Origin of the sequence: Neisseria sp. HMSC03D10, from assembly GCF_001807625.1 — a bacterium.
GTDB lineage: Bacteria > Pseudomonadota > Gammaproteobacteria > Burkholderiales > Neisseriaceae > Neisseria > Neisseria mucosa.
Genome location: NZ_KV789535.1, coordinates 1101 through 16729 on the forward strand (window position 1 = coordinate 1101; position 15629 = coordinate 16729).

At 51.5% G+C, this 15629-nt stretch carries 14 protein-coding genes; 8 read left to right on the top strand and 6 right to left on the bottom strand.

The features are described from left to right. Window positions 1-40: 40 nt before the first annotated feature. A complete protein-coding gene (fghA, locus tag HMPREF3066_RS06055; protein WP_039405838.1) occupies window positions 41-889 on the bottom strand; it encodes an S-formylglutathione hydrolase in 849 nt (282 codons plus the stop codon). A 449-nt stretch (window positions 890-1338) separates the two neighbouring features. On the opposite strand from fghA, the gene HMPREF3066_RS06060 reads away from it, so the two are divergent. The 7 genes from HMPREF3066_RS06060 to HMPREF3066_RS06090 all read left to right on the top strand — a co-directional run bounded on the left by HMPREF3066_RS06060 (window position 1339) and on the right by HMPREF3066_RS06090 (window position 10434). Beyond that, window positions 1339-3051, top strand: coding sequence for a proline--tRNA ligase (locus HMPREF3066_RS06060; protein ID WP_070441189.1), 1713 nt, complete (start codon window positions 1339-1341; stop codon window positions 3049-3051). A gap of 374 nt (window positions 3052-3425) precedes the next feature. Beyond that, window positions 3426-4109, top strand: a complete 684-nt coding sequence (locus HMPREF3066_RS06065; protein WP_003756412.1) for an AraC family transcriptional regulator — start codon at window positions 3426-3428, stop codon at window positions 4107-4109. 170 nt (window positions 4110-4279) lie between these two features. Beyond that, entirely contained in the window at window positions 4280-5245 is a 966-nt protein-coding gene (locus HMPREF3066_RS06070) for a proline racemase family protein (RefSeq protein WP_003756414.1), read from the top strand. After that, window positions 5242-6489 (top strand): NAD(P)/FAD-dependent oxidoreductase, encoded by a 1248-nt coding sequence (locus HMPREF3066_RS06075; protein WP_070441192.1) that lies wholly within the window; start codon window positions 5242-5244, stop codon window positions 6487-6489. The genes HMPREF3066_RS06070 and HMPREF3066_RS06075 overlap by 4 nt, the downstream gene beginning before the upstream one ends. 43 nt (window positions 6490-6532) lie before the next feature. Next, window positions 6533-7396, top strand: coding sequence for a 4-hydroxy-tetrahydrodipicolinate synthase (dapA, locus tag HMPREF3066_RS06080; protein ID WP_070441197.1), 864 nt, complete (start codon window positions 6533-6535; stop codon window positions 7394-7396). Between the two features lie 12 nt (window positions 7397-7408). Continuing rightward, window positions 7409-8878, top strand: coding sequence for an aldehyde dehydrogenase (locus tag HMPREF3066_RS06085; protein WP_070441200.1), 1470 nt, complete (start codon window positions 7409-7411; stop codon window positions 8876-8878). Between the two features lie 104 nt (window positions 8879-8982). After that, window positions 8983-10434 carry an alanine/glycine:cation symporter family protein gene (locus HMPREF3066_RS06090; RefSeq protein WP_070441203.1) on the top strand — a complete coding sequence of 484 codons (1452 nt, stop codon included), beginning with the start codon at window positions 8983-8985 and terminating at the stop codon, window positions 10432-10434. A 322-nt stretch (window positions 10435-10756) separates the two neighbouring features. Here HMPREF3066_RS06090 and ubiT read toward each other — a convergent pair whose 3' ends face one another. The 5 genes from ubiT to HMPREF3066_RS06115 all read right to left on the bottom strand — a co-directional run bounded on the left by ubiT (window position 10757) and on the right by HMPREF3066_RS06115 (window position 15036). Next, complete coding sequence (ubiT, locus tag HMPREF3066_RS06095; protein ID WP_049226491.1) at window positions 10757-11197, bottom strand: ubiquinone anaerobic biosynthesis accessory factor UbiT; 441 nt, start codon at window positions 11195-11197, stop codon at window positions 10757-10759. Next, window positions 11184-12101 (bottom strand): U32 family peptidase, encoded by a 918-nt coding sequence (locus HMPREF3066_RS06100; protein ID WP_070441206.1) that lies wholly within the window; start codon window positions 12099-12101, stop codon window positions 11184-11186. Before HMPREF3066_RS06100 ends, ubiT begins: the two co-directional genes overlap by 14 nt. Window positions 12102-12114: 13 nt before the next feature. After that, window positions 12115-13122 carry a ubiquinone anaerobic biosynthesis protein UbiU gene (gene ubiU, locus HMPREF3066_RS06105; RefSeq protein ID WP_070441209.1) on the bottom strand — a complete coding sequence of 336 codons (1008 nt, stop codon included), beginning with the start codon at window positions 13120-13122 and terminating at the stop codon, window positions 12115-12117. Window positions 13123-13404: 282 nt separating this feature from the next. Next, window positions 13405-14010 carry a class I SAM-dependent methyltransferase gene (locus HMPREF3066_RS06110; RefSeq protein WP_070441214.1) on the bottom strand — a complete coding sequence of 202 codons (606 nt, stop codon included), beginning with the start codon at window positions 14008-14010 and terminating at the stop codon, window positions 13405-13407. Window positions 14011-14187: 177 nt separating this feature from the next. Then, complete coding sequence (locus tag HMPREF3066_RS06115) at window positions 14188-15036, bottom strand: CPBP family intramembrane glutamic endopeptidase (RefSeq protein ID WP_070441216.1); 849 nt, start codon at window positions 15034-15036, stop codon at window positions 14188-14190. Between the two features lie 56 nt (window positions 15037-15092). Here HMPREF3066_RS06115 and HMPREF3066_RS06120 point away from each other — a divergent pair, with 56 nt between their 5' ends. Then, window positions 15093-15554: a hypothetical protein gene (locus HMPREF3066_RS06120; protein ID WP_070441219.1), complete on the top strand. Its 462-nt coding sequence runs from the start codon at window positions 15093-15095 to the stop codon at window positions 15552-15554. Window positions 15555-15629 lie beyond the last annotated feature (75 nt).

The window sequence follows — 15629 nt, forward strand, 5'->3', positions numbered from 1 at the left end:
GCCGTACTGGTTTAAAGTTAATCCACTATAAGTGGCGGATTTACAAGCCCAATGCCTCAGCGTGAAACTCGATATGCGAGTCGATAAAGCTGGCGATGAAGAAATAATCGTGTCCGTAGCCGGGGCGGACTTTATATTGCACGTTAAAGCCGTTGGCGCGGGCGGCATTGACGAAGGCTTCGGGTTGTAATTCGTCGGGGAACAGCGGATCAATGCTGCCTTGGTCGATGAGTATCGGCAGCTTGCGTGAGGTCGTCTGAACGAGCGATGCGCTGTCGTAAGCCTGCCAAGCCTCCGATTCCGCGCCCAGATAGGCGGCAAACGCCTGCTTCCCACCCCGGCTGGCGGTCGGATGGCACAAGGGTGCAAACGCGGAAACGGCGACATAGCGGCTGGGGTTTTTCAGGGCGATGGAAAGCGCGCCGTGTCCGCCCATGCTGAAACCTGCGATGCTGCGTTCTTGGGTGGCGGGGAAATGCCGTTCCACCCAATCGGGCAGTTCGCGGCTGATATGGCTGTACATCTGATAATGCGCCGCCCACGGCTGTTCGGCTGCATCGACGTAAAATCCCGCGCCCTGTCCGATAAATTCGTTCGCGCTGTCGCTAATATGGCTGCCGCGCGGCGAGGTGTCGGGGAAAACGACGATGATGTTCCATTGCGCGGCGAAACGCTGGATGCCGGTTTGGCGTATCAGTTCCGAGCCGTCGCCGTGCAGTCCCGACAAGAAATACAAAACCGGCGCGGGATAGCCTTTCAATACCTGCGGCGGAAGGTAGATGCCGAAGGTCATATCGGTTTGGCAGGTTTCGGAAAAGCAGCGGTATTGTTCTTGATGGCCGTTGAACATTTTGGCGCGTGAAAGCAGGTGTAATTCGTGTGCGGACATAGATAGTATGGCGTGAAAAAAGCGAAGGCATCATCTTAACAGAAAGACCGCGTTACGGGCTTTTAAAAACCTATCGAACGGTATGGTTTCAGACGACATCAATCTATACACAAACTCTGTGGATAAGTTTGTTGATAAGCTTTGGGTAATCGGAATTTTTGCTTTTGGAACAACCCAAGCCTTTCGGTGCTTAAAAAATAGTCAAATAAAATACAATAAAATCAATTAGTTATAAAAATAAAAAATTTCAAAGCCCTTATGGGAAAAATCTATAAGCAAAACAAGCCAATGCGAAATTGTGTATAAAAAGTGATTGACACGCCCGATAAATGTCAGATGAATCGACTCAAAAAGAAAGACTGCGGCGGCTCCCGCATAGGGAAAAACTTCAATCCCCCTGCCTTTCGCGTTACAATACGCGCTTACTTTTTTACACAGAAAAACACACCATGAAAGCCAGCCAATTTTTCATTTCCACCCTGAAAGAAGCCCCCGCCGAAGCCGCGCTTGCCAGCCACAAGCTGATGATTCGCGCCGGTCTGATTAAAGCCAACGCGTCCGGCCTTTATACTTGGATGCCGATGGGGTTGCGCGTGTTGCGTAAAGTCGAAAACGTCGTGCGCGAAGAAATGGCGCGCGCGGGCAGCGTGGAGTTGCTGATGCCGGTGGTGCAGCCTGCCGAGCTGTGGCAGGAATCCGGCCGCTGGGAATTTTACGGTAAAGAACTGCTGCGCCTGAAAGACCGCCACGACCGCGATTTCTGCATGGGACCGACCTGCGAGGAAGTCATCGCCGACATCGTGCGCAAAGAAATCAACAGCTACAAACAGCTGCCGAAAAACTTTTACCACATCCAAACCAAATTCCGCGACGAGGTGCGCCCGCGCTTCGGCGTCATGCGTGCGCGCGAATTCGTCATGAAAGACGCCTATTCCTTCCATGCCGACTACGCCTCGCTTCAGACGACCTATGATGCCATGTACGATGCTTACTGCCGCATCTTCACCCGTCTGGGCTTGGAATTCCGCCCCGTCGCCGCAGACACCGGCAGCATCGGCGGTACCGGTTCGCACGAGTTTCAAGTGTTGGCGGAAAGCGGCGAAGATGTGATTGCATATAGCGACACTTCCGATTACGCCGCCAATATCGAGCTGGCTCCGACCTTGCCGCTCAAAGGCGAACGCGCAGCCGCTCAGGCAGAGCTGGCCAAAGTACACACGCCGAACGTCAAAACCATTGATTCATTGGTTGACTTCCTCAGCATTCCGATTGAAAAAACACTGAAATCCATCGTGGTCGAAGGCGAAAACGAAGGCGAAATCGTCTTATTGCTGTTGCGCGGCGACCATGAGTTCAACGACATCAAAGCCGAAAAACTCGCAGGCGTGAAATCGCCACTGACCATGGCAGATCCTGCCGCCATCCGAGTGCAGTTCGGTGCAAACGGCGGCTCGCTCGGCCCTGTCGGCTTCACAGGCAAAGTCTATGCCGATTTCGCCACCGAAAAAGGCGCAGACTGGGTTATCGGCGCGAATGAAGACGACTACCACTATACCGGCTTCAACTTCGGCCGCGACGCCGCCGAGCCTGAATTCGTCGATTTGCGCAACGTCGTCGAAGGCGACGAAAGCCCCGACGGACAAGGCCGTCTGAAACTGGCACGCGGCATCGAAGTCGGACATGTCTTCCAATTGCGCGACAAATACACCCAAGCCATGAACGTAAACTTCCTTGACAACAACGGCAAATCGCAAATCATGGAAATGGGCTGCTACGGTATCGGTATTACTCGCGTTGTGGCCGCTGCCATCGAGCAAAATAACGACGAAAAAGGTATTATCTGGACCAAAGCAATGGCGCCGTTTGAAGTCGTTATCGTGCCGATGAACTACAAAAAATCAGACTCCGTACGCGAAGCCGCCGACAAAATCTACGCCGAACTGCTGGCCGCAGGCGCGGACGTCCTTCTCGACGACCGCGACGAACGCGCAGGCGTGCTGCTGAACGACTCCGAGCTTCTGGGCATCCCGCACCGCATCGTCATCGGCGACCGCGCCTTGAAAGAAGGCAATGTCGAATACGCCGAACGCCGCGACAATCAGGCGCAAACCGTAAGCCTGAATGAAATCGCCGGCAAAGTATTGGCTGCATTGAAAGACTAATGACGGATTAAAACGAATGCAGATAAAAGAAGGTCGTCTGAAACTGGAAACAGGTTTCAGACGACCTTCTTTATTTTGAAATCAAAATCAGCAGTAAAAATCAGGAAAACACATGATTATTTAGTCAAGTATGTTTTTACCACCTCTGCTATTTTTATGAAAAAGATGGGCGGCGCTACTAATGAATCTGAAAATTCAAGCTGGACGGCAACTTTGGCTTCGCGTATGTTCAAAGTGTATTTAGATGTATAGCTGCAATGATTCGAGATATTTTATTATCGTAACTTTCACGGATACCAACAACCATGCCTTCCAGCCCTTTTCCTCTTTCAGTTTGTCCGGAAAATGTGAATGACCTTATCCGCAGTCTGAACATGTTTGCACCTGTCTTGCAGGTATTGCCCAGTACGGTGTTTTTTGTAAAAAACATGCGGGCGGAGTATGTCTATGCCAACGATACGCTGTTGCACCGCTTACAATTGTCAGATATGGCGGCTTTGATTGGGAAAACATCGGAAGACCTGTTTCAGTCGGAATGGGGACAACGTTATACACAGCAGGACAGGGAAGTTTTGAACGACGGCAAAATCATCAACAATAAGCTGGAGCTGCATACTTATGCTTCGGGAGAACTGGGCTGGTGTATCACGCATAAAATGCCGGTGCGCAATCCTTTGGGTGAAATTATTGCCATGCTTGGTGTGTCTGTGGATGTGGAAACCAATGACAGCAACCGCCCTGAGCTGAATAAAAAAGTCGCGCTGATTGAAAAATACATTGCCGGCCACTTCGACCAAAACATAAAAATGAAAGACTTGGAAGCCGTTTCACGTCTTTCCACCGCCCAAATCGAGCGTTATTTCAAAAAGATTTTCCACATCACACCTTCGCAATATATTCAAAAAATACGCATCGAAGCAGCCATGGCGATGTTGGAAACAGGCTTGTCGGTAACGGAAATTTCTGCCCGCTGCGGCTATTCAGATCACAGTGCATTTACGCGTCAGTTTAAGGCATTGGTAGGATTGGTACCATCTGAATTTAAGAAATCAAGATAACAGTAACCGTACGGAAATGCCTGTCTGAAAATAGTTTTCAGACAGGCATTTTTTGTTTTAAGTGTGTCTGAGTGTGCACATTTCCGCATAAAAAACGGGAAATTCATCAAGACGGCAGCAGCAGCGATTTTGTAAGGTTAACGGAAGTTTTTTAGCGATAGGATTTTGCTATGCCGCATACCGAATATACTTTTTCCGTGATTGACTCCCATACCGGCGGTGAGCCGACCCGTGTAGTGTATGACGGATTTCCCGAGCTTTCCGGCAATAGCCCGCAAGAGCAGTGCGCAGATTTTGCCAAACGTTTCGACCATTTGCGTCGTGCGCTGATTTTGGAGCCGCGTGGTTCGGAGGTTTTGGTAGGGGCGTTGTTGTGCAAGCCGAAATCCCCCGCCTCTAGCGCCGGTGTAATTTTCTTTAACAACAGCGGTTATTTGGGTATGTGCGGCCACGGCACCATCGGTTTGATTAAAACGCTGCAACACCTCAAACGTATTGATATCGGCACGCATACCATCGAAACGCCGGTGGGCGATGTGCGCTGTACGCTGCATGAAGACGGCTCGGTCAGCGTGCGCAACGTGCCGTCTTACCGCTACCGTAAAGATGTGTCGCTTGACGTTGAGGGCATTGGCAGCATCACCGGCGATATTGCTTGGGGCGGTAACTGGTTTTTCTTGGTGAATGACCACGGCTGCACCATCGCGCCCGACAATCTGGAGCAATTGACTGATATTTCATGGCGCATCCGCACCGCGCTGAATGCGCAGGGCATTACCGGCAAAGATGGGCAGGAAATAGACCACATCGAGCTGTTCGGGAAAACCGATAATGCAGACAGCCGCAGCTTTGTGCTCTGTCCCGGCAAAGCTTACGACCGCTCGCCTTGTGGCACGGGCACCAGCGCGAAGATGGCCTGTTTGGCTGCAGACGGCGTGTGGCCATCTGAAAAAGAGTGGGTGCAGGAAAGCATAATCGGCAGCCGCTTTGCTGCTTCTTATGAAACACTTTCAGACGACCTTCATTCGGAAGGTCTGATAATCCCCACCATCAAGGGAGAGGCACATATTCATGCGGCATCGGAAATTTTTGTAAACGCGGATGATCCGTTCCGCTACGGAATTGAAACATCATGAGCAGCCAAATTTTTTCTGCAGCCGTGGTTGGCGGCGGCATCGTCGGATTGAGCATCGCGCTGGAATTGCAGCGTTGCGGCGAAAGCGTACTGTTGTTAGAGCGGGACACTGTATGCGGAGGCGCATCTTATGGCAATGCCGGGCATATCGCCACCGAGCAGGTGTTTCCGATTGCATCGCCGGACGTGTTCAAGCAACTGCCGAAAATGCTGCTCGACCCGCTTGGACCGTTGCGGCTGGACTGGAAATACCTGCCTAAAATCACGCCGTGGCTGTTCAGCCTGCTGTACAACCTTACGCCCAAACGCTTCCAGCACAGCCACCGCGCCCTGATGGCACTAAACAGTCTTGCTTTGGCTGCATGGAGGAAGTTTGCACAAGAATGGAGAGTGGAACAACATATCCGTATCGACGGTTCGCTGTTGGTGTGCGAAACCGAAAACGGGCAATCAGCGTTACAGAAACACGGCAGGGTGTTGAATGAATTAGGTGTGGTCAACGAATGGCTTGACTATGCCGGTCTGCATGAACGCGAACCTGCGCTGGCCGATACGCAACGCGGTGCGCTGTTTTACCCTCATACCGGTCATGTGGTCGATTTGGCAGGTATGGCGGCTGATTTACAGCACGCTTTCATACAGGCGGGAGGTACGATCAGTGAACATACCGACGTTTCCGATATCCAATTATTTTCAGACGACCTGTTCCGCATCATAGGCGGTAGTAAGGCGTTTGAAGCCAAACATGTGGTGATTGCTGCCGGTGCGTTTTCTAAACCATGGTTGAAAAAACTGTGCGGCAGCGACGTACCGCTTGATACGGAACGCGGTTACCACCTGATGTTGCCGCAAAGCCTAAATATTTTGAACGTGCCGGTGAGCAGCTTTGAGCGCAAATTCATCATGACGCCCATGAACGCAGGCTTGCGCCTGGCCGGTACAGTGGAGTTTGCCGGGCTGGATGCACCGCCGAATATGGAACGGGCTCAGCAGCTCTTTCACTTGGCAGAATCTATGCTCAAAGGTCGTCTGAACCGGCAAGGTGCCGTGTCGTGGATGGGTTTTCGACCGTCGATTGCCGATTCCCTGCCGGTAATCGACCGAAAAGAAAACATTTTTCTGGCGTTCGGGCATCAGCATTTGGGCTTAACCCAAGCACCGCTCACCGCAAAACTGGTGAAAGCCTTGTATTTTGGAGAACAGCCTGCAATAGATTTAAGCCCTTACCGTTTTAGCCGTTTCTGAAGCGAGCAAACCGAATCACGATTCATCTCAAGAGGAGAAACATATGAATATCGAAGGTATTTTAGTTCCCATTGTTACCCCGTTTACCGCCGACAATCAAGTGGATACCACGCTGCTGGCCGAATTGGTGGACGCGTTTATTGCTAAAGGCGTGCGCGGCATCGTAGCCTGCGGCACCACGGGTGAGTATTACGCTTTGTCGGAAGCCGAACGCGAAACCGTATTGACCACCATCGTGAAGGCCGCTGCTGGCCGTTGTACGCTGATTGCCGGTGTCAGCGATATGTCGAGCGAAGTGGCTGCACAACGCGCCGCCCGAGCTAAAGAATTAGGCTACGACGGGCTGATGTTGTCGGCGCCGCCATACAGCCTGCCGTCGCAGCAAGGCATTATCGAGCACTTTGAATATGTGGCGTCTAAAACCGACTTGCCGATTATTCTCTACAACTTTCCCGCGCGTATCGGCGTAGAACTCGAATTTGAAACTGTGGCGCATTTGTCGAAACATCCCAACATCGTCGGTATCAAAGAAAGCACCGGTAATTTCTCTAACGCGTTGCGTATGATCCAGGCGAAATTCGACAACTTCCAAGTCGTGTGCGGCTGCGACGACCAACCTTTGGATTTCTTCTTCTGGGGTGTGAAAAGCTGGATTGCAGGTGCGGCCAATGTGTTCCCAGGTGAGCAGGTTGCCCTGTTTAACGCTGCCCAAGCCCAAGATTGGGATAAAGCCCGCCAGATTCTTACCGACCTTTATCCCGCCCTGCATTCGATGGAGTCGGGCGACTACAACCAAAAAGCTAAAATCGGCTGCTTAAACGGTACCAAACCCGCCGGCAAAGTGCGCCTGCCGCTGCACAATCTGACCATGCAGGAAGCCGCCGAGTTTACGGCATTGTTGAAATAAAGGAGCCGCAGTATGAAAACCATTGAACAAATCTTCGAGGCCGCCAAAGCAGGCAGCCTATGGGCGGGGAATTTGATTCCGAACCACGCCGATTCGGGCAGAAAGCTGGAAAACCGCACGCCCATCGACAATTCACTCATCGGTTACATCGCCGACGGCAGTGAACAGGATATAGATGCCGCCGTGCGTGCCGCGCGTTCTGCGTTTTCAGACGACCTTTGGGCAGGCAAAAGCCCATCTGAAAAACGTGCCGTACTGCTGCGTTGGGCGCAGTTGATTGAAGAAGACGCCGAAGAGCTCGCTGCGTTGGACTGTATCGACGCTGGCAAGCCCATCAGCGAGTGTATCAACACCGATATGCCCGCCACCATCGAAACCTTTTATTTCTATGCCGAATATGTGGATAAAGCCTTTGGTCGCGTTGCGCCAACCGGCAACGACGCACTGGGTTTGATTGTGTATGATCCAGTCGGCGTGGTCGGCGTAGTGCTGCCGTGGAACTTCCCCGCGCAGATGTTTGCATGGAAAGTGGCACCTGCTTTGGCAGCGGGCAATTCGGTGATTGTGAAACCGGCCGAACTGACGTCGCTGAGTGCCTACCGCATGGTGCAGCTGGCGCATGAAGCAGGCGTGCCTGAAGCAGCGCTGACGCTGGTTTGCGGCTTGGGGGAAACGGTCGGCAAGGCTTTGGGTGTGCATCAAGATGTGGACATGGTGGCCTTTACCGGATCCACCGAAGTCGGACGCTATTTCTTGGAATATTCGGCGCAAAGCAATTTGAAAGAAATCGTCTTGGAATGCGGCGGCAAAAGCCCGCAAATCGTGTTTGCCGATGCGGATTTAGACAAAGCCGTACCGTCAATTTTGGCAGCCGCATTCTGGAATATGGGTGAAAATTGCAGCTGCGGATCGCGCCTGATTGTAGATGCAAGCATCAAAGATACCTTGTTGGCCAAACTTTCAGACGACCTCAAACAGGGCTGGAAAGTCGGCGATCCACGCCTGCCTGAAACCAACCTCGGTCCGATGGTGGAAGAAGCTCATTTTGATAAGGTGTGCCGTTATTTCGATACCGCGCTGAAAGAGGGCGGCAAACTGATCACCGGCGGTCAAACCGGCGAAGGCTGGTATTTCGATCCGGCGATTATCGACGGTGTAACTGCGGACATGACAGTGTTTAATGAAGAAATATTCGGCCCGGTGCTGGCGGTAACCACATTCAGTAGCGAAGAAGAAGCCGTCCGTTTGGCAAACCAATCGGATTACGGTCTGGCCGCTTCGTTCTACACATCCAATGTAAGCCGCGCCCACCGTGTTGCCCGCAAAATTCAGGCAGGTACGGTATCGGTAAACGGCTTTTCAGAAGGCAGCATCGCCACGCCGTTCGGCGGTTACAAACAATCCGGTTTCGGTGGACGCGACAAAGGTGTGGAAGCGTTTGAGCAATATACGCAAACAAAAACCATTTGGTTTCTGGAATAACACAAAATAAAGCTCAGGTCGTCTGAAACCGACAGGCTTGTAACAAACACAAACCTTTTTCCAGACGACTTCTAATAACTACACAAAAACGCAAAGGAGAAGAGATGGAAAAGATCGTCAGTACACTGGTGGACTATATCTGGGGAAACGGCCTGGTTTATCTGGCTTTAGCCGTCGGTTTATATTTCACTATTATTACTAGAGGAGTGCAGTTCCGCTATTTGCCTGAAATGATCCGCCTACTGAATGAAAAGCAGGAGTCCGGTGCGGGTATTTCTTCGTTTCAGGCATTCTGCATGTCGCTGTCGGGACGCATTGGTGTCGGCAACATCGCCGGCGTAGCGACCGCTATTGCCGCAGGCGGTCCGGGCTCTGTATTTTGGATGATTGTGATGGCTCTGTTGGGTGGTGCCAGCGCGTTTGTAGAATCCACTTTGGCGCAGATTTATAAAACCAAAGTCGGTACGGAATACCGCGGCGGCTCTCCTTATTACATCGAGCGCGGCTTAAAGATGAAAGCCTTTGCAGTGCTGGTAGCCGTAGTGATTTTCCTGAGCTACGGCGTGTTAGTGCCGGGCATTCAGGCCAATACCATTGCTACATCGTTTGAGAACGCCTTCGCACTGCCTGCATGGAGCACCGGTGCTGCAGTTTCCATGATATTGGCGTTTCTGATTTTCGGCGGCACCAAACGCATCGCCCGTGCTGCTGACCGCATTATCCCCCTAATGGCGTTAGGTTATGTAGGCTTGATGCTGATTGTGTTGATAAACCACGCATCTAAAATCCCCGAAACCTTAAGCCTGATCATCGGTAGCGCATTCGGTACGGACGCGGTATTCGGCGGAATTGTCGGTAGCGCGATTTCCTGGGGGGTGCGTCGCGCCGTGTTCTCAAACGTAGCCGGTGCAGGCGAAGCAACGTTCAGCTCGGCTGCCGCTGAAGTAAGCCATCCTGTGAAACAAGGTTTGGTGCAAGGCTTTTCGGTGTATATCGATACCGTGATTGTTTGTACCTCGACTGCTATCATGATTCTGATTACCGGTATGTATAACGTGCATCCGAACGGCATGGAAACGCCGCTTGTGGAAAATATTCCCGGCGTGGAAGCCGGCTCTGCTTACACGCAGGCTGCATTGGGTACTGTGTTCGGTAATTTCGGCGGCGCATTTGTGGCGGTAGGTATCTTCTTCTTTGCCTTTACCTGCCTGCTGGCTTATTACTACATCGCCGAAACCGCGCTGCTTTATCTCGACCAAAAGCTGAAATACCCGATACTCAGTATGATTCTGCGGTTGGTGTTTTTAGCGGTGGTGTTTACCGGCAGCGTGCAGTCCGCCAGTCTGATGTGGGGCTTGGGCGATATTGGCTTCGGCAGCATGTGTTATCTCAATCTGATTGCTATCGTATTTCTCAGTAAACCCGCCTTACGTGCGCTGCATGATTACGACCGCCAGAAAAAAGCCGGTCTCGATCCAGTATTCGACCCGCGTGTAGCCGGGATTGAGAATGCCGAATTCTGGATAGAACATATGCAACAACATGATAGGCGCTAAGTTTGCTCCGTTACGATAGATGAGCAAAGTAGTTGGAGGATCTAGGTTTTAAGTGCAACATCTGATTTAATTGAGCAAACCCGTTTAATAAGTACCTCATTTGGTGCCGGATAACACAACGTTTATGTGGGTGTGTTGTTCGGCACTACTGTATATGGTGTACCAGGACATGTCTAAATTTGCCTGAAATCCTTCCCTTTCAAAAAATACTGTCAAAGCGGCTCATTAGTATTTTCATTTGATTCCTGATCTCACTAATGTGCACTAGACTTCCTGCTTGGAAAATCTTTGCCCTTCAAATCCAAATGTATGAACCCTGCATTCAATCGGACAACTGCCGTTTCAAAAACCAATCGCCGAACGGCCAGTCCACGCTGTCGAGCAGGTTTTTGGTAATCAGCCCCAGCTCGGTATCGCCTTCAATTTGCAGTTTGCGGTTGAAAAACAAAGTATCCGGGTCTTCCTCGCGCATCATCATGCGCATAAAGTCGATGCCGTTGGCGGCAAGGCGCAAATCGGGTGTGCCGAAAAAATCCGCATCGATGAATTTTTCGGCATTGGCGGTGAAACGCACCTTGATGCCCGCGTCCAATACGTCGATTTCGAATTTTTTGCCGTTAAACAGGCTCATGTCGGCGGGCAGCAATCCACGTTTGAGCATGGTGTTGAGGGCAAAAACCAAAGCGAAACGCGGCGGCCTGCCCGGTAGTTTGCTGCCGATTTTTCCCGCCCATGCGGGCAATACGATTTCAGGCAACGCCATAATATTCCTCCTTCACGGCTTCGATACCCGGCTGGCCGTGCCAATAGCCGTCCACCAGCGTACCAGTGGTCAGTCTTTCCAATTCGGGCAGCGCATCCGCCAGGGCGGTTTTGCCGTCCAATACGTCGCGGTGGATACGGACGATTTCCACCATGCCGTGCATTTGCGGCGACAGGCGCAGCATGTTCACGCCGATTTGCCGCAAATCCTCATGGTGCGGCAGCAGGTTTTGGCAGCCGTAAGACATGGTTTGAATGCCGTTGATGGTCAAAAACGGTTTGCCCTCGCGGGTGTTCATGTCCATGCCTTGTTCGTAATCCAAGCAACGGAACTCGCAGCCGTCTTTGTTCAGGTTGTAATGACGCGCGGTAAAGCAGCGCGATGAATAAGCAAGCGGCATTTTGCCCCAAGCGAACAATTCCGTTTCGATGTCGTCTGAAGCCTTGATGATTTCGGCAACTTTATCGCGGCTCAACTCGGACGGTGCAATCCAGCGGTATGCGCCCAGTTTCTGAAACAGCGCCAGCGTGCTTTCGTTGTAAATATTCAGGCTGGCGCCGGCGACAAACGGAATGCCGTGCTCGCGCGCCAGCTTGACCGCGCCCATGTCGTTGGCTTCGACTTTGAATTTGTCCTGCCCCGTGATTTTGCGCAGGCGTTTCAAATCGGATTCGCTTTCCAGCAGCACCTGCGACGACAAAATAATTTCCTTACCGCTTTCCGCCAAATCTTCCGCCAGGCTGACCCAGTCGGCAAAACGTATTTTCTGGCGGCGCGAACACACCACTTCGCCCAGATAAATGGTGTCCACAGGCGCATCCAGCATGGCGGCGTAAAATTCCAGCAGGGCTTCCTTCTGCCAGAAAAACAAAACCGGCCCCAATGATAGTTTCATCGGATTCATTTTTCCTCCCCCCTTATTTCCACGGACGGCTGTATGCGCCCAAGGTCGTCTGATGCCCTTCCGAAACCTTGCTCAGCGCATTGTTCCACACCGGATTAACTTTGAAATGCGCCAGATCGGCAGCGGCCGCGTCCAAAGCCTGCCGCAGCGATTTGGTTACCTGCGCCGTGTACATCGGGCTGCGCTGGCGGCCTTCGATTTTGATGGCGGACACACCGATTTTGATGAGCTCAGGCAGCATTTCCAAAACATTCAGGCTGGTCGGCTCTTCCAGCGCGTAATAGGTTTCGTCGTTTACCTCGAAACGGCCTTTGCACAGGGTCGGATAGCCTGCCGGTTCGTTCGGTTTGTACTGGTCGATCAATACTTGGTTCAGCCGCACATTCATACGGTCGGGCAACTGCTCCCAGCGCACCGCCTTCGCCGGCGAACACACGCCCTGCATATTCGGCGATTCGCCCGTCGCATAACTCGATAAAATGCAGCGCCCTTCCACCATGACGCACAAACTGCCGAAACCGAACACTTCGATTTCCACATCCGTATTGTCAATCACATGTTTGACCTGATCCACGGTCAAAACGCGCGGCAGCACGGCACGGCGGATACCGAACAGCTCCTTCATCATATTGATGGCTTCGTAATTGGTCGCCGAACCCTGCACCGACATGTGCAGCCTCAAATCAGGATGACGCTCGGCGGCATAAGCCATAATCGCAGGATCGGCAACGATTATCGCGTCCGCCCCCAGTTGCACCGCCGTATCGACAGCCCGATGCCACCGCTCGATTTGCCCCGCTTGGGCAAAAGTATTGATGGCCATCAGCACATTGCGGCCGCGCGCATGGGCGTAAGCCACCCCTTCCTGCGCCGACTTCATATCGAAATTCAGCCCTGGAAAATTGCGCGCATTCGTCGCATCTTTCAGCCCCATATAAACCGTGTCTGCGCCATTGTCCACCGCTGTCTTCAAAGCGGGCAGATTACCAGCGGGACAAACCAACTCAGGGATTTTCGGCATTTTGCGTTCCTCGACTCTTGTAGCTTGTTATTCGAAAATCAATATCTAGTATGATTTCGGGTATTTTAGAGATTTGGACACAAGATATTATGATTTAAATCAATTGTGAAATCAGGTTTGGATAACGTATGTTTTAGTTAACATAATTTAACTATGTTAAATATCAAGCTAATCAGCGGGTTATCTTTTCCAATTTGATAATATGAGATTAGTTATTATCTATTAAATTTATAGATTTTTACAATAAAAGGTCGTCTGAAACCTGTTTCAGACGACCTTTATCTAGGCGGGAGGCAGACGGCTGCTTGCTTTGAAATTCAAAGTGAAATTGCGTTCGCTGCCATATTCATCCGCCGTCTCAAACCCATTTTGCCGCATTAAATCGCGCAATTCGGCGCGGCTCGGTTTATCGGGGTCGCCTGCCGTTTCGGAAACCGACAGCAGCCCGTCAGGACGAAGCAGCCTGCGGAACTCTGCCAAATACTCGGCTTGGTTGGCTACCTCGCCCAACACGGTAATCAGCACAATGCGGTCAAACGATTGATCCGGAAAATCAAAATGCGTACCGTCGCACAGATAATAATCTACATTGTCGATATGCCAACGACGCAAACGTTTTTCGGTATAAGCCAACATTTCCGGCTGTATATCCGCCGCCACCAATCGTCCTTGCGGAACCGATTGCGCCAGTGTCGGGCTGAAATAACCCGCCCCGCAGCCCACTTCCAAAATGCAGTGGTGCGGTGCAAGGTTTAGCCGTTGTACGATTTGTTGCGGCGAAAGCGCCCAGTTGCGCAAAGGAATCAGCAGCGTGAATGCAAGCTGATGCGGGAAGATTTTGCCTTTTTGCGTGAGTCCCTGCCAAATGCTTTTGAGCGTCTTAAACATGGGGATTCCTTTGGGTAATGTTGTTTTGCATTGTGCCTGCACAATATACAGTATAAAAATAGTGCGTGTTTTTTCCAATCATCACAAAAAGCAGCCTGCACTTCGATTTTTGAACATGCAGGCTGCTTTTTATAGAAAGAGGTCGTCTGAAAATAGATTTCAGACGACCTTTGATATTCAGTCCCATTGGGTACATGACCCAAGCTCCGTTTGCTTGCCATTAAATGAACACATCGCCTTACGCCAAAAAACCATCACAATTGCCGCCGCAATGATGATGATTCCGTATGGAATCATACCGTCTCCGTTTTCATATGCCGCCCGTCCGCCCGGAAAGCCTGTACGCGCGGTATTGGCAACCGTGTGACACGCAATCAATACAAATACCGAGCCGCCGCTGCCGTTATACAGCCATACATAGATAATCCTCACGGCAACCGTCCCTGCCAGTCCCCATGCGATCAGTTCGGCAGACTGCCCCACGGCAATCATGGACGGCAAATGCCACAATGCCCACGGCACCCCGATAATCAGTGCCGTAACGAGCGGGGTAAAACGCCGTTGCAGACTGTCCGTAGCGTAGGCGGCATAGCCCAATTCCTCGGCAACTGCTGCGATAAAGAACATGACGAACGCACCGGCAAGCGGCGCAAACGATACGGATAAGGCGGGTATGGTTTGTCCTGTTTGACGTATCGCAACATAAGTGAGCAGATAAAGCAGGGGGAAAATCAGTATTGCCGTCCAAAAATAAGCAGAATGCTTTATCCGTCCGTAATCAAACACACGGCCAAACAGTCCATGCACCGCCACTATTCCGCCCTCGCGATAACGCAGCAACGCGGCGGCAACCGTCGGGGTGAGTGCCGCGCCGATGTCGGTCAGCGGCAGATTATCAGGCAGAGGACTGTGTTTGAGAAACAAAGACAGCAGCCAAAACGGTGCGCTCAAAGCGTACACCAGCAGAAAGTATTGCCACGGATGCGAATAACCGGCTGTCGGTTTTTCTGAAGAGAGGTTCTGCATGTTATTCCTGTTCGTTCAGTCAATAAGTCGGCAGGAGAGCAGGTACGGCCTGCTACATGATGTACAGTATAAAAATATTGCGCGTTTTTTCCAATCATCGTGAAAAGCAGCCTGCACTTCGATTTTTGAAAGTGCAGGCTGCTTCCGATAAAGAGAGGCCGTCTGAAAATTATTTTTCAGACGGCTTTGAGATTACGGGTAATATGCGGATTTTGTTGGGTTATGACCCAAGTTGCGTTTGCTGCCGATTGGATTACGGCATGGTTTGGAATCATTCGGTAACAACAAAAAACGCGTGCGTGCGTACCGCACACACCCTACACCTTAATCTTAAGGTTTGCGTCGCCCGCAGTGGTAGGGAGTGTGGCGTAGCCACGCACGCAGCTGGCATGGATGCAGGCTACGGCTTGCTGCCGCGTTTGCCGTATTTGTCGGCAAATTCGCCGTTGATGATGGCGGAAGTAGGAACTTGCATGATGGTTCTCCTTGTTTCGGGTTGGACGGTAGGGGGATTTTAGCGGAAAAAGGTCGTCTGAAAACGAGATTTTTGTTTTCAGACGGCCTTGGATTCGGATTTCAAGTGCAACACCAGG